The following is a 14,851-nucleotide window of genomic DNA, read 5'->3' as shown; positions in this document are numbered from 1 at the left end:
TCCAATTTGTGCAATAAAATATGCCTGGAAAAGTTCTTCCGGGCATATCCGTGTATTCAATCGTTATTCTCTTTAAAAAGGGTACTAAATCGTAACAAAAATTCCGGGCACGAGGTAATCTCCCTGTTTATAATCCGCTTCCTGACGTATCTGCTGAAGCAATAATCCCATCGCTTCGGAAGCAATTTTTCTTTCATTTTGTCTTATATGTGTAAAGTGGCTGTTCCCGGGTGAAAGATAATCTTCATCCATGCAGCACACCAGAATTCCTTTTTTCTCCATTTCCTCTCCGGAGCTTCCAAGGCATCTGGCCACCCCATATTCTGCACATACCACTGCGTCCAGATCCGGGTTCTGCCGCAGATACTCTGCTATCTCATGTGCCCAGTCTGTGTTGAACTCATCGGAGAATATTCCCAGATCCGGACCTTCTTCCAGGTCGCATTCCGGCATCTGCGGGAGACCTGCTCCTTCGATAGCATTCCAAAAGCCCTTCCGCCTTTCACGGAGAGAGGATGTACCATTCTCCCATGCAGTTATAAACCCGATTCTTTTTCTGCCCATATCCACCAGATAATCGACCAGTTGTTTCATCGCAAGATGGTTATCTGTACGAACAGAGGAAACCGGGATACCTTCCATCTGTTTATCGATAAGTACCACCGGGTATTGTTCAATGACAAGTTTCAGTATCTCCGTATTATAATAGGTCCCGTGACAGGGCATCACAATAATGCCGCATACCTCCAGGCTCTTGAGGTAATTAATTTCATCACTTTCCTTTTTCCTGTCTCCATAGGAAAATCTCACATATAGACGATAACCGGCTTCGCACGCACAACAGTCGAACGCATACAGCATATCTAGTCCAAAGCACGAGGACACATGTTCAAGCACCAGTCCTATGACAGGCTCCCTTCCGGATGATACCGTCTGAAGCGCAGAGTTTTCAGGGATGTCCTTCTCTTCGTCTGCCGGAACCCTGATAAAGCTTCCCTTACCCTTGATTCGGACCAGATATCCCTCTTCTTTTAGCGCATTGAGTGCGCTGGTTATCGTAATCGTACTCACTCCATACTCTTCTGCCAGCTCTATACCGGATGGAAGACAGACACCATCCTTCAGTTCTCCCACTTGTATCTTGTTCTTGATATCCTGCTGTACCTGCTTATACAAAAACTGATCCTTCTTCATCCCATATCCTCAAATAAACGGTTTTATTGTGTTTCTCCTGAAGCGTATCGCAAAATATGTTTTATTATATATTAAATTTCACAGGATTTCAAGAAAATATAAAAATTAGATTTTTTTAAAATAATGTAACAGTTCAGCCAGCAGATCGATTCCGCATGGCTGAACTGTTACAAAATAATTGCCAGGTTTTTTAAAACCTGGCAATTCTGTAAATCAGAACTCTACATACTTTTCCTGTTTTGCGCCGCATACCGGACATTTCTCCGGTGCCGCATCAAGAATCGTGTGTCCGCATACCGGACAGATGTAAATCTTCTCTAATTCCATATCCTTGCCGGCTTTAACCGCATCAAGGGCTTTTTGGAACAGATCCGCATGGATTTTCTCCGCTTCCAAAGCATAATGGAAGGAGCGTTTCGCACCCTTTTCATCCTGGAATTCTGCCGCATTCAGATAGACCGGATACATCTGTTCTACCTCATGCAGTTCTCCATTGATGGCCCCCTGCAGGTTTTCGGCTGTTTTTCCGTTTCCAAAAACGGCGCCGGCTGTCACTGTTGCATCCGCCGTGGAACCGCCGATTTCGCGAAAATGGTTACTTGCATGCACCTGTTCCGCATAGGCAATCGCACGGAAGAGCCTGCCCACATTTGTAAAGCCTTCCTTATCTGCGATGTCACCCCAGATAAGATAACGCATGTGCGCCATGCTCTCGCCGCCGTATGCGGAGTGAAGAAAATCCGAAGTCATTGCATTCTTTACTGCCATCTTAAAATCCTCCTTCTTCGATGTATTTTTATATATACATTCTAACATTGGCATTTTTTGATGTCAATATTCACAAAATATGGATTTTCTATAGATATAAAATTATTTACCGCTTTTATATTCATAATAATAGCCATACCGTCCACTTTTGTCCCGGATGTCTCCTTTAATATCATACCGATTCAGTACGCCCCCTATGATATCGGCATGAACGGCATCCAGATTCTGCTTCGCCGCACGTACCTGTTCTTTGCTTGTATACTTCTGACGTATGACCATCAAAACACCGTCACAATAGCTGCTCAGCAGTGCGGCGTCTGTTACCACGGAAACCGGCGGGGTATCACAGATCACGTAATCAAACATTTTGCCAAACGACTGTAGTAACTCCTTCATCCTGACGGAGCCCAGAAGCTCGGCCGGATTTGGTGGTATGTGTCCGCACGGGATATAAGAAAAATTCAGTTCCGGATGCCGGTATATGCTGATTTTTTCCGGAAGTACCTCCCCCATCAGCAAGTCCGTCAGACTGGTTTTCCAATCCTTTCGATTGCCGATATATTGGCCGATAGAGGGTTTTCGCAGATCACAATCCAGGAGCAGAACCTTCTCGCCTTTTTCAGCGAGAGTTGCCGCCAGATTAATCGCCACGCTGCTCTTTCCCTCGTTCGGTATGGCACTGGTAATAATAATCTTTTTATAACTACTGTTTACAGAAAGAAAATTTATATTTGTACGTAATTTTTTATATGCCTCTTTATACACAAAAGGAGAATCCCCGCCTAATATTTCCGGCCGTATATCTTCATACCCTTTTCTTTTTTGCAGCTTTTTTCCTGACATATTCTGCACGTCCCTTCCTTCCCTTTTCTTTACGCTCCACAGCTGCGCAGCTCTCCATCGACGGTATTTTTCCCAGAACAGGAATTCCGATATCTTCTTCAATATCCTGCGCCGATTGATAGGTATTATCTGACCAGAACCGGAATGTAATAATTACAACTGCCGTCATAAATCCTAAAAGTGCCGAAATCACGGTGATTTTCAATTTATCCGGTGCCACTTCTTTTCCCGACTGGTATGCACCTTCAATCGTTTTCACAGAACCGGCCTCTACAGTATCCATAATAATCTGGGGAGAGATTTTCAGTATCTCGGCGACAATCTTCTCAGCAAGTTCCGGATTGGAATCTCTGGCAGTTATCTCCATGACCTGTGTTCCCTCCATCGCCGTAACCGTTACTTTTTTCTGCAGCTCTTCATAGTCTAATGAGAGATTCAGATTTTCAATGACCGGTATCAGAACCGTCCTGCTCCGAATGATAATGGAATATGTACCTACAAGATTCTTTGCCGATGTAATCTGGTCACTTGTAATATCTATTCCCTCCTCTTTTCCAGTGTTGACAATCATCTTCGCCTCCGCTTCGTAAACCGGCGTCATGGCAAACTTTGCTACTCCGAATCCGGTCAGTCCAAATATCAGACACAAACCTGCCAGCAGAAACACATTCTGCTTCAACAGTGAAATCAATTCTGAAATATTTATATTGCGGGTCTTGTTTTCTCTGCTTAATTCCATTTTCTTATACTCTCTCTCCAATTCTTTTGAAACATCGTATGTTACTATTCGGTCATGCAATACTGACCCTGCTTCAGTAGAAACTCATCTGAAAAATGAAACAACACTCCGGTTGCCGGAGTAAACGTCATCTCACCAAAGAAAATTCTGCCGCGCACCATATATAAATCAACCCGTACAAATGGGATACCTTCTGCCAGACGATTTGCCATCCGAATCATCTCATGAAAGCGGGCAGGGACGGGCGGCTCCTCCGGATTTTCTTTTGCCCCCACGATCACGTGCAGCTGCTTCCAGTTCAGATCAAATACATTTAAATATTTCTTCCGGCTGCGTTCTGTACATACAAGTATAAATCTCACCTGACCGTCACTGCAGTGAAATTTATAATCTATCATTTCCTCGCTTCCTGTGTCCAGGTACTGCTCACATAAAATTCTGGGAGTGATCGGCAGATAGTGCATTTCCAGAGACATATAGGCCAGATTCGTATTCATCCATAGATGGATTCTCTTCTTCACTTTGCTTATACGCATCTCCTGTTTATTTCTGCAAATATAATTCATGTCGCATCCATGGGTTGCCTTCAGTACAAAACGCTCCGGCAAAGTTTCAAAATCAATTTCACCGACACTTTCATAAAGTCCATGAATCGGAATCAGCGTGTCTGCATAGCCCTTTTCTGCAATATACTTCCGCACCTCATACTTGTCCGATAATCTGCTCCTTATTTCCGAATCTGTATGATACTCCATCCACAGAATCTTTTCATTTAATTTCCTGGGGTTTTTGAGATCAATTTGACGGTGCAAGACCACTTTTGTAAGAAGTGTTTTCCATTCAGAGATACCCACACCTTTGCACATAACTCTATTTATCCCACTTAATCTTTTTCTCAAAAACCACTTTAAATAATAGTCAAACTCTCCCATACCCTGATTTCCCGCTATCCTTTCTCCTGCCGAAAAATTGCTTCAATCCATCTTCGTGCTTTAATTCCCACAGAAACTGTATCAGAAAATCCAGTCCGGCCAGGCACACCATCATTTTGAATGAGTTCTGCCAATTCAAGAGATATGTAAGCGCAACAGCAATAGCCGGAACGGCCCACCAGGCAATGTATTCTTTCAATCGAACCGGTGCTTTTTCCATCCAGCGGCAGACAAATATATACTTGCCAGATGACTCAAGAAGCGTCTGGATACATAACCCGTACAAAGCAAAAAGAGGGTTTTTATGTAATAACATAAATACCGCCAGCATAACTAAAATTGCGGCTTCCCGGCAGCGGTTATCCATCCGTTCACTGCCTGTCATCTGCATAAGTCCACCACAGGGACCAAGCGTTGCAGCGATAAGAAACGCAGCCGAACAGAGCATAAAAAGTGTGGTATATCCACTTAATTCTTCTGCCATTATTTTCAAAATCACTCCCGGATACCCAAGCAGCACAACTGCCAAAGGCCCCGCAAACATCATCTGAATCCGCATAATGGAAGCAAAACAGTTCCGGATTTCATCCTTCCGTCCGACATGGTACAGTCTGGAAAATTCCGGAAGAAAAATCTTGGCTGTAGGGCCCGAGATGAAATTAATCAGTTTCTTAACCAGAAGTACAACTCCTACTACGCCGGCTTCGAAAGAACCCACAAACAGATACTGTAAGATTACCGGCATCTGTCCAATCATGGCCTGCATGATATCCGATCTTTGATACTGTCCAAGTTTCCAAAGGGAAAGCTCTCCGGAAACATCCACCCTCTCCCGGCCTGCTCTTCTTCCTGCAAAAAAAACAAGAATCAGAAGATATTGGACCAAATATAACAAAATCAGGACATTTTGTGTAAGTATTCCGGCCTTTTGGAAAATAAGTACTGCAGCCAGCAAAAACAGCCTTCCGATCACATATTCCCCGGTCAGTGAACGCAGATATTTTCCTTCTGTCAGCATGGAACTGCTCCGGTCAAGCACCAGTACCTCTGCAAGGGCAATCACCGGAACCACGGCAAATGCCTTCTGCCCTGTCAAACCGGAGATCAGAAGCATTCCTATAATAACCGGCAGAACATATTTTGTATAATATTGTATCTTAAAATGCTTCAGGGTTGCATGTTTTCCCGAAAGATAAAAGGTATTGCTCTTTACAATTCCGGAAAACAGGCACCAGAAAATCAAGTCTGCGAAGTTAATCCATGTTGTATAGATTCCGTAACCGGAAAGTCCGGCTGTCTTTGTAATTGTGATCTGAAGAAGAATCTCCAGCAGTGCTCCAAACCCCTTCAGCACGACGCTGATTAGAAAAATAATATTCATATTGGCTTACTCTCTCTCCTGATTTCCAGCTTTTCCCCAAACATCTCCGACGACCACAGCAAAACCAGGACTTCAAATACTCCACAGGTGGAAGAAATACGATAAGTCAGAGAAATCAGAATTCCGATTTCAAAAAACAATAAGGTATGATAAACTCCGGAATCTATGTTTCTATATGCAAATATCTTCCGGAAAAAACAAGATATCACCATCGCACATACGAAAAGTCCCAGTGCTCCCTGCTTAAACAGAATCGTATACCAGTAATTATGACAGGTGGTTTCCGTAAGCAGTTTTGGCACCATCCACACCGCCCCTCTGACAGCCTCCCAGGCAATCCCAATCGTACCCGGAAGATGGTCGGCTCTTCCCCCCAGACCAAACCCCAGAAGCTTATGGTACCAGGGTTCTGACTGATAAAGCATTTTTATGAAAGCATTCTCATATACGCGATATCCTATGGATTCATTCAGACGAAGTGTCTGCACCACATACGACCATATCTCATCCGACCCAACCAGAAGCAACAGGCAGAACAGCCAGAGCATCACTGCTGCCGCCAGCCAACGGATACGAAAGTACTTCCTGTCCATAAAAAAATTCCATAGAAATGGAAGCAATGCCAGACCCGCTATAACAAAATAACCGCGTGTTCCGGATAAAACGACAATCGATAAATTCACAGCGAGATATAACCACATATGATTTCTCATCCATAATTCCCGGTTATGGAAATAGAAGACAAGAATCAGAAGAATCAGTCCGATCGAAATGGAACCGCCCACCGCCTGATGATTCATCGTAAGCCTTCCCTCCAGATCCCCCGAAGCAGAAGATACACGGCCAGAAGTAACTCCGTTGCCGTCCCCCAACGCAGAGCAAATGGAATTTCATTCTCTATACGAAATGATTCCGGTAAACGCAGTTCACATTGCAGCAATCCCAGAAGCAGAAATCCATACCTGGTCAGCAGTACACTTGCCGTATTCATCGTTTCCTGAAAGAATAATCCTGTGAACACATAGGGAAGTAAGTAGAGCCCATACAAAAGGAAGCGCCGCGGCAATCCTTCTGCCGCACGCAGCAAAACAAAAAAAATAAATAAGAAATAGATGGAGAATGTAAAATCCATCTCTTTTGCCAGTGTCAAAGAAACCAGATACACACAGGTCAGCATCACTGCTGCCCGGAAATAATTATCCCTGTAGTAAAATACAATTGCAAAATCTGCCGCAAATAATACTCCGCACAAAATAATTAATGTCATATTCTCCTTACCAAATCCCTTAAAACACTTTCAGCCGGACAGCATAAATCCATCGATTTACACCCTCCGGCATGAACATTGCGATTTTCAAACCGCTTTTCAACAACCATGTTTTCCAGGTATTTTGTCCTTTCCAGGACCTGTATGCTTCCCTGGCCCTCTTTCTTTCACCAGCAAGAATACATGTAAAGATATAGATGGTCATCTTTAAGTTGTACTTTCGCTGAATCATAGACAGCTCATCTATGGTATGCCTCGGATTGAAAAGCTCTTCTTCCAGCTCTTTCAGAAATGCGCCTCCGTATGCGATTTTCACTCTGGCTCTCGCATTATTTTCTGCTGTACGGTTATATATGACACAGACTGAGGATGAATATGCCACCTTTGCATTGTTTTTTGCTATCCGGGCCCATAAATCCAAATCCTGTCCAATGTATTCACCGGGCCGAAACCCTCCCGCTTTTATAACCGCATCTTTTTTTACCACGGTTGCGGAAGTCCACACAAAATCATAAGAATATTGAAATGTCATCCAGTAACTGTCCAGACAGCCTTCTTCCGGATGCAGCCGGCTCGATTCGCGGCAGCTTCCATTTCCCATATCAACCCGATATGCGGTAACATACAAATCACTTTCCGGATAGCTTTTGGTCAGACGGTCAATTGTTTCCAGATAATCCTCGTTCCATTCATCATCAGCATCCAGAAATGCTAGATAACTACCGGACGCACAGGCAATCCCGGTATTTCTTGCAACGGAAACACCAAGATTTTTCTGTTTTACGATTTGAATCTTTTTGGAAGAAATCTGCTCCGCTTTCTTAAGAGAGCCGTCTGTGGAGCCATCATCCACAACAATTACTTCAAAATCCTGATAGGTTTGAGCCAGCACACTTTCCAATGTATGGCATATGTAATTTTCTTTATTATAGAGCGGAATAATAACGCTGTACTTCATTTTACTGCCTCTCCCTTTTCCCGCATTCTATATGGAATTCCTGCATGACCTTCAGTAAAACCTTCTGTACTTTCTTTCATGAACAGAATTTTGACTGTTGCAAACAGCAGTTTCAGATCATTTATCAAAGACGGATGTGCAATGTATAACAGGTCCATCTGTAATTTATCATATGGGGTGGAATTATATTTTCCATAAACCTGAGCATATCCTGTAATTCCTGCCTTCACCTGCAGCCTTAAAGCAAATTCCGGCAGTTCTTTCACATATGCCTCCGCAATCTCCGGCCGCTCCGGGCGTGGACCTACCAGTGTCATCTCCCCTTTTAAAACATTAAACAACTGGGGCAGTTCATCCAGACGCACTGCACGGATAAACTTCCCGACCGGAGTCACCCGGCTGTCCTGTTCCGACGCAAGCCGGGCCAATCCATCCTTTTCCGCATCCATCCGCATGCTTCGGAATTTGTAAATCAGGAACTTCTGCCCATTCTGTGTCAGACGGACCTGACGATACAGAACGCTTCCCCCATCATATCCTTTGACAAGTGCAGCCGTAAGCAGCAAAAGCGGAGAACACACAATGATTCCTATCAGAGAAAGCAGGATATCTCCCATTCTTTTCAGAAAAAGGTATCCGGGTGCAGGCTGAAAACCCGAGAGCCGCATCACCGACACATGGGACAGATGTGTCTGTCTGGCTCCGTTCAAAAGAATATCGCCAATCTTAGGATACTGATAGACCTCAATGCCTTTTGCAATACAGTACTTTAAGACCGTGTTCCGTTCGTCTGACGGAAGGCCGCGGATAATCACGGTATCCATCCCCTCCAGTTCACAGAGCACGGACGTGGCGCTGTCGGATACATGTATCCATCTATCTATACGAAATTTGCCAGGGGTATCGCCTAAACTCTCCAGATAATTGACATCCCTCGTCTCATGATACATCAAAGCTGTTTTCTTCGGGACATACAGCGAATCGTATACCTTATTCGCCAAAATCCCCCATATCCCAGCAGACGCTATCTGACACACCGAGGTCAGCAGCATAAGTTTCAATGCCGGAAACTCTCCGGCAGCCAGCCATGTCAGAAAGAGCAGAATGCCATCTGACAGCAGTAATGCCAGTGCTTGAGAATAAAAGATTTCCCTGATGCGGATCATTCCAACTTCAAATGCGCTATATATATGCGCCAAAAATATGTAGCATGCTAAAAACATCAAAACGAAGACCACTTCCCGTCTCCGATAGAAGGGGTCTTCAGATAAGTCCATATAATTGCTGTGACAGATGATTCCAAAGATTGCTGTCATATGTAAAATATTAACCGCTTTCATCAGACCCATAATGAGCCTGGTTTTTCTCTTATCCAAGTCTCCTCCCTCTCTTCCGTAATTCCTGCATTACTTCACACTTTTTCAACATCAGCTGCTACTTTATGCTTATCACACATCCATCACCGTCCGGTAACAGGTTAACTGTTTTATCTTCGAATGTCCACCTGGTACCACCGTCTGCACTTTCTCCGTCCTGCGCGATCTGTTCGGAAACTGCATTACTTACAGAATCGATATTCGTTGCCGGGAATGTAACTGTGATTTCCTGTACTACATCGTCCCCGGAGATCAGTGCAATCGTAACATCCTCGCCAAACAGTTTCGCATTATATGCTTCTGCCGCTCCCTGGACACCAAGCATCTTCAGCACATCCGCCTCCGGTGCGCCTACCTGGCCGATTAAACTGTCAAAGGTAAAGGCATCCTCTGCCACATTCAAAGCTGCTGTCGAATCCACTTCTCCTGCATCTGCTTCACCCGCGGAAGATGCTGTAGCTGCTGAATCAGCGTTTTCATCAGAGCTTTCATCCTTCGATTCAGACTCTGTGGACTGTGAAGTCACCTTTGATGTGGATGACCCATCTGTCTTGTCCTTCTTCCCTGCTGCACCGCATCCAGCCATAGAAATTATCAATGCAACTGATAAAAATACACAAATTTTTTTTCTCATATCAGCCTTCTCCTCCTGTTTTCGTTTGTTTTAAAAACCTGGTAAAATAAATCATACCTTGTAGTATATTGATTTAGTCTACAAATGTAAATGTGATATTCTATGATTTTATTATGTTTTTTTATGATATGGGCACAAATATCTGTTCCAAATTCTGGAAACTCATACAAAATGCCGGAAGAAGCGGCTTCCTCCATAAAAAATTTAGGTCTCCCTCTTCCGGCATTTTTTCTGTTTTTATTCTGTCACGATCACAACAGCAACTTCTGAGATAGCAATCCTTCCATTGTCACTTGTCACTACGCAGCGGTACTTCTGTCCATTTCTGAAGTTCCACACCGGCACCGTAAGACTTGTCCCCTGGCTGCCCTCCATCGAAGATGCTCTCCAGATATTGGAGTCTGCATTGCAATACTGCCACTGGTAGGTCAGACCGGTTCCTTCTGCCTTTACCCCAAAGACCGCCATTTCGCCGACTGCACCCGTAGAATCTTCCGGCTGCTCTGTGATAATCGGAGCTCCGGCTGCAGTACCGACTTTCACAGCCGCACTTTCCGAAATTACCATATTACCTTTTCCATCTGTTACCACACAGCGGTATTTCTGTCCATCTCTTAGTTTCGTGATAGGAATACCGATTGACTGCGTATCGTTTCCTTTCATTGAAGAAACTCTCCACTTGTTGGAATCTGCGTTGCAGTATTCCCATTGGTAACTAAGATTCGTTCCTTCTGCTTCGACGTCAAATTCTGCTGTTTCTTCTATTTCCCCTACAAATTCTGTCGGTTGTTTTGTAATTTTTAGCTCTTTTTCCGGCTCATCCGCCTTTCCATATGCTACAAATTCCCATATAGAAAATCCCCATTCAATACTGGACGCCCTGCTGACATCTATTTTCAGATAAGATGCCTTAATAGGATTTTTCAAAGAATATCTCCAGTCAAGCTGATTATTATCCCGAATGTCCGCAACAGTTGACCAGTTTTTTCCGTCATCAGATGCCATAAGTTTGAAATCTTTTGCATAAGATGATTCGAAATTAATTTTGATTGTTTGAATCTCCTTTTTACCTTGCAGATCAACACTTAACCAATTCTCTTTCGGATTCTTTTCCGAACCCCATCTTGTTGATAAATCTCCGTCTACGGCTTTATATGCTTCACCATTATTTGTGCCCGCCATAGCAGGTTTATTGAGTGCAACATTTATCAGATCCTGATTCGTAATCTCAATGGCTTTTTGGGCAGCAATGCCGCTTTCATCCACTGCTTCCGCCTTTACCCATACACTTCCATTCTTATGAGGCGTTAATTTCCCATCAGCACTGATTTCGGCAATATCCGTTGAATTCCCCTCCTGATCAGTCACACTCCAATTAACCCTTTTTTCCGAGGCATTCTCTGGCTGTACTTCGGCAGACATCTGAAGAATCTCACCTTTTTCCGTAATCTTATCCTTTTCAGAAGTCACCTTTATTTCCGTAACAGGGTTTATAATATCGGTTTTGGAATACACTTCAAATTCTACGATGCCAGTCTTATTGTTTCCTGCCTTATCCGATTCCATGCGGATATAGTTTGCGGATATGGGTGTGTCTAATGAAATAATTTCTGAATAATTTTCCAATCCGGAAGAAATCTTGCTGGCCCTTTCATAGACCTCCTCCCATTTCTTCCCATCCACCGAAGTCAAAACTTTTACAGACTGTGGCTGATTTCCCTCATACCATCTGATTTTCATTCCTGAAACCTGTATATTATTATTCAGATGCATCTGAAACCATTGCCGATCTCCGTTGTCCTTCGCTCTCCACCAGGTGTTTTCTTTTCCATCCACCGCCATTTGTGGGGCCGTGGCATCTCCATCTGTTGAACTGGCTGAAACCTCTGTACCGTAACCATGGGAAATCATATTTACACCTTGTATTGTAATGGTCTTTTGTATAGTGGTTGCCAAACCGGTTTCATCCTTCGCCACAGCCTGGACTATAACTTCACCCGGTTTTACTGCAAGCAGCTTTCCATTTGGGCTGATTCCCGCCGCTGCGTCATTGCCCTGTTTTACAATGCTCCATGTTATACTTTCATAACTGATGGATGTATCATCCAGATTTTCTACCGCACATTGCATCGTATCATATTGCTTCATCATATCCGCAGAGATAATAGCTGCTCCTTTTCTCACCTGAAGCTCAGCGGTTACTTTCTGTTGATTGAACTGTATAACTCCGTTAAGGGTTATAGTTCCTGCTTCAGAAAGCATATCCGGCGTAATTGGATCCCAATCGATCGTAACTATTCCATGATGAGTTCCCCCTTGTTCATCTTGGTACGCAGCCGGTACAATTGTACTTAAATCTACCGGTTTTCCAACTGTGGTCGTATATTTTTGAGGCGTAATCTGTACCGGACCGTTGTAGACATGTACATCAGCCACAGCCTCAAGATCCGTGCCATAGATTTTTCCTTTTATCTCAAATCTGTCTGTACCCCCGCGTAGTTTTCTTCCGGAATCTCAGGCCATACTACAAGCGTCTCTAACTCCTGTCCCCGGCTGTCCATAGGGACTGTTTTAGGCAGTTCCGGTTTTATACCTTTTATTGTATACACATCGATATCTGTATGATCTGTTTTTTTCAGATCAGCACCACCTAATGAAACTGGGTTACCCATATCGATGCGGAGACCATTTTTCATATATGTGTAATCAATAATTGCAGATGCGGTAAAAGAAGATGGTTCTACGCCTTCCAACTTCGTAGTATTTCCATTGACACGAAGGCATTCTGCAAAATCAACATTCTTGACTGCATTTGCAAGAACTGCATCTATATACTCTTCCCATTTTCCTTTCAATTCAGGATATTGTAATTCTTTTTCAAGCAGCCCATACGCGGTATGGCAGCCATCACCATATTTATAAAACTGAAATCCCAAAAGAGGATCTTCTGCTTTCCCATCTATATATGCCAGATAACTATGTACTAATTTGTCAGTCATATCTTTCGGAAGATCTATAAATAAGGCTTCATAAACATAGTTAAGAGCATCATCACTTTTTGCATTATGACTCGAACCCGGCCACTTATAAGCAAGCGATCCATCTTCCTGCAAGAAAGCAAATGCCATAATACGATTGTCTTTGGAATCAGGTTTTTCAAGATCATATTCTGAGAAAAACCACTTTCTCGAATTCTCTGCCATATCATTTTTCATCTTTTCATATATGGCAATATCATCAAATTTTCCTAAGATATTTGCAATTTTAATTGCGTAATTTACATCGCTAAACCACTGGGTCACGAATGAGATATCTTTTTCATTTTCAAAATTCTCATGTCCATAAATCCATCTTGGATTTTCAGCTCGCCACATAAGATATCTATAGATGTATCCGTATAATTCTTCCATCTCCTGGTTCAGTTCTTCTATTCTTTCAGGAAATGCTTTTTTCATATTTAGATAGCATACCCAGACAGTATGTGCTTTTTGGGAAGGCAGACATTCTCCATCAAGAATTCCGTTCTCATCAATACTGTAGATAAATCCTTTCATTGCATCCCATGCAATCTCCGGTTCTAGATACGATATTTCCTGAATATCAAATAGCGACTCCCATGAGCAGCTATTCGGTGCTGAATTTGCACCACTTGCCCACGTAGAAGGTATCCCCAGTGTAACCTGATAATGATTATATCCTTTTTCAGGGGTAGGTTCTACAATGTTTTGATACTGAAAGGCCCATGCCGCATAAAATGCTCTTCTATGCTTGTCTTCGCTTATTGTCCCATTACTGGCATTGCCATCAAATCCAAATTTTTGCGGCGCCGGTACTCTGGATAATTTTTCGTCCCAATATCCTTTCGTGTTCGAAAGAATCTCACCTATATTCTTGCCTTCACCTGTAGTCTTCTGCGCAAGTGATAATGTACTTTCTTCGCTGTTCTCACCAACATTCTTTGGCAGCATTGTCATAGCAAAAGCCAACTGCTGTGAATCATCATTAAAAGAAATATCAACCGACCAGTTATTTCCATTAACATTCGGCTGATACTGCCCTATAACCTCTCCGTTCTCATCAAGCTGCAGAAACCGGTATGCTAACCAGTAGTCCTTTTGCTCAACCAAAAGTTCAGAACCCAAAGTATGGATTCCAGATATTGACGCAGACATCCTCATCTTTGTATCCTTAGCATTCTCTACCTGGATATATCGAATGAAAGTATCTTTATCCGCAAAAAACTCATCCATATGAAGATTCCCGTTTTCGTATTGTGCATCTGCAGTCAGTTTATAGGGATACCACACTGTCTTCAGATTCGTATAATCCTTTACCTCGCCTTCTGCGGATCCCATCTGTATTTTATGCAAAGCATCCTTCGTCTGTAAACCATTCACGACAAGCGCCGCATTCAGATTCATGCCCCCATCATATTTTGCCTTACCGTCCCGTTTCCCGTAATTTATAGCCATTCGACTCTCAGGATAACCTAGCCACCGCCATTGATTTTCATCTTCATTTTTAATAGAGTCAGAATCAAATTCATAATCCCCCTCCATATTCACAGAGCCAACTACTTGATTTTCTTCTGCCGGCGTATCGGCTCTCACAATATCCCCTCTCCCCAAAGCAGTTCCCGTGAGAAGGCTTAAACACAACATGACACTAAGTAACTTCTTGCCTTTCATCTTTTCCCTCCATTTTAGTAATACTGACAGTTAATAAGTTAAATCATGTGTTTCATACATTAAATATTACA

13 protein-coding genes are annotated in these 14,851 nt (G+C 43.1%); all 13 read right to left on the bottom strand.

Features of this window, described 5'->3' with window-relative positions; all coding sequences use genetic code 11:
* Window positions 1-84: 84 nt before the first annotated feature.
* Window positions 85-1,194 carry a LacI family DNA-binding transcriptional regulator gene (locus tag KNL20_RS04860; RefSeq protein ID WP_230399496.1) on the bottom strand — a complete coding sequence of 370 codons (1,110 nt, stop codon included), beginning with the start codon at window positions 1,192-1,194 and terminating at the stop codon, window positions 85-87.
* Window positions 1,195-1,407: 213 nt separating this feature from the next.
* Window positions 1,408-1,962: a rubrerythrin family protein gene (locus KNL20_RS04855; RefSeq protein WP_230399495.1), complete on the bottom strand. Its 555-nt coding sequence runs from the start codon at window positions 1,960-1,962 to the stop codon at window positions 1,408-1,410.
* Window positions 1,963-2,064: 102 nt separating this feature from the next.
* Window positions 2,065-2,805 (bottom strand): CpsD/CapB family tyrosine-protein kinase, encoded by a 741-nt coding sequence (locus tag KNL20_RS04850; protein WP_230399494.1) that lies wholly within the window; start codon window positions 2,803-2,805, stop codon window positions 2,065-2,067.
* The gene (locus KNL20_RS04845) at window positions 2,768-3,544 is read right to left on the bottom strand and encodes a YveK family protein (RefSeq protein ID WP_230399493.1); all 777 of its coding nucleotides are present in this window, start codon (window positions 3,542-3,544) and stop codon (window positions 2,768-2,770) included. Before KNL20_RS04845 ends, KNL20_RS04850 begins: the two co-directional genes overlap by 38 nt.
* Window positions 3,545-3,588: 44 nt before the next feature.
* Window positions 3,589-4,476 carry an ATP-grasp fold amidoligase family protein gene (locus KNL20_RS04840; protein ID WP_230399492.1) on the bottom strand — a complete coding sequence of 296 codons (888 nt, stop codon included), beginning with the start codon at window positions 4,474-4,476 and terminating at the stop codon, window positions 3,589-3,591.
* On the bottom strand, window positions 4,463-5,857 hold the full coding sequence (locus KNL20_RS04835) for a lipopolysaccharide biosynthesis protein (RefSeq protein ID WP_230399491.1): 1,395 nt from the start codon (window positions 5,855-5,857) through the stop codon (window positions 4,463-4,465). Before KNL20_RS04835 ends, KNL20_RS04840 begins: the two co-directional genes overlap by 14 nt.
* On the bottom strand, window positions 5,854-6,657 hold the full coding sequence (locus tag KNL20_RS04830) for a hypothetical protein (protein WP_230399490.1): 804 nt from the start codon (window positions 6,655-6,657) through the stop codon (window positions 5,854-5,856). Before KNL20_RS04830 ends, KNL20_RS04835 begins: the two co-directional genes overlap by 4 nt.
* Entirely contained in the window at window positions 6,654-7,124 is a 471-nt protein-coding gene (locus KNL20_RS04825; RefSeq protein WP_230399489.1) for a hypothetical protein, read from the bottom strand. The genes KNL20_RS04830 and KNL20_RS04825 overlap by 4 nt, the downstream gene beginning before the upstream one ends.
* A gap of 19 nt (window positions 7,125-7,143) precedes the next feature.
* Complete coding sequence (locus KNL20_RS04820; protein ID WP_230399488.1) at window positions 7,144-8,082, bottom strand: glycosyltransferase family 2 protein; 939 nt, start codon at window positions 8,080-8,082, stop codon at window positions 7,144-7,146.
* Window positions 8,079-9,458 (bottom strand): exopolysaccharide biosynthesis polyprenyl glycosylphosphotransferase, encoded by a 1,380-nt coding sequence (locus KNL20_RS04815; protein ID WP_230399487.1) that lies wholly within the window; start codon window positions 9,456-9,458, stop codon window positions 8,079-8,081. The genes KNL20_RS04820 and KNL20_RS04815 overlap by 4 nt, the downstream gene beginning before the upstream one ends.
* 58 nt (window positions 9,459-9,516) lie before the next feature.
* The gene (locus KNL20_RS04810) at window positions 9,517-10,092 is read right to left on the bottom strand and encodes a hypothetical protein (protein WP_230399486.1); all 576 of its coding nucleotides are present in this window, start codon (window positions 10,090-10,092) and stop codon (window positions 9,517-9,519) included.
* Window positions 10,093-10,329: 237 nt separating this feature from the next.
* Entirely contained in the window at window positions 10,330-12,528 is a 2,199-nt protein-coding gene (locus KNL20_RS04805; protein WP_230399485.1) for a discoidin domain-containing protein, read from the bottom strand.
* A 32-nt stretch (window positions 12,529-12,560) separates the two neighbouring features.
* Entirely contained in the window at window positions 12,561-14,780 is a 2,220-nt protein-coding gene (locus tag KNL20_RS04800; RefSeq protein ID WP_230399484.1) for a hypothetical protein, read from the bottom strand.
* Window positions 14,781-14,851 lie beyond the last annotated feature (71 nt).

Source organism: Novisyntrophococcus fermenticellae (assembly GCF_018866245.1).
GTDB lineage: Bacteria > Bacillota > Clostridia > Lachnospirales > Lachnospiraceae > Novisyntrophococcus > Novisyntrophococcus fermenticellae.
This window is presented reverse-complemented; position numbering and strand designations above follow the sequence as displayed.

Bases quoted from the DNA above. Each gene is read 5' to 3' on its own strand.
- KNL20_RS04835 (WP_230399491.1), bottom strand. From the start codon at position 5,857: ATGAATATTATTTTTCTAATCAGCGTCGTGCTGAAGGGGTTTGGAGCA.
- KNL20_RS04855 (WP_230399495.1), bottom strand. From the start codon at position 1,962: ATGGCAGTAAAGAATGCAATGACTTCGGATTTTCTTCACTCCGCATAC.
- KNL20_RS04825 (WP_230399489.1), bottom strand. From the start codon at position 7,124: ATGACATTAATTATTTTGTGCGGAGTATTATTTGCGGCAGATTTTGCA.
- KNL20_RS04820 (WP_230399488.1), bottom strand. From the start codon at position 8,082: ATGAAGTACAGCGTTATTATTCCGCTCTATAATAAAGAAAATTACATA.
- KNL20_RS04845 (WP_230399493.1), bottom strand. From the start codon at position 3,544: ATGGAATTAAGCAGAGAAAACAAGACCCGCAATATAAATATTTCAGAA.
- KNL20_RS04810 (WP_230399486.1), bottom strand. From the start codon at position 10,092: ATGAGAAAAAAAATTTGTGTATTTTTATCAGTTGCATTGATAATTTCT.
- KNL20_RS04830 (WP_230399490.1), bottom strand. From the start codon at position 6,657: ATGAATCATCAGGCGGTGGGCGGTTCCATTTCGATCGGACTGATTCTT.
- KNL20_RS04850 (WP_230399494.1), bottom strand. From the start codon at position 2,805: ATGTCAGGAAAAAAGCTGCAAAAAAGAAAAGGGTATGAAGATATACGG.
- KNL20_RS04840 (WP_230399492.1), bottom strand. From the start codon at position 4,476: ATGGGAGAGTTTGACTATTATTTAAAGTGGTTTTTGAGAAAAAGATTA.
- KNL20_RS04860 (WP_230399496.1), bottom strand. From the start codon at position 1,194: ATGAAGAAGGATCAGTTTTTGTATAAGCAGGTACAGCAGGATATCAAG.
- KNL20_RS04800 (WP_230399484.1), bottom strand. From the start codon at position 14,780: ATGAAAGGCAAGAAGTTACTTAGTGTCATGTTGTGTTTAAGCCTTCTC.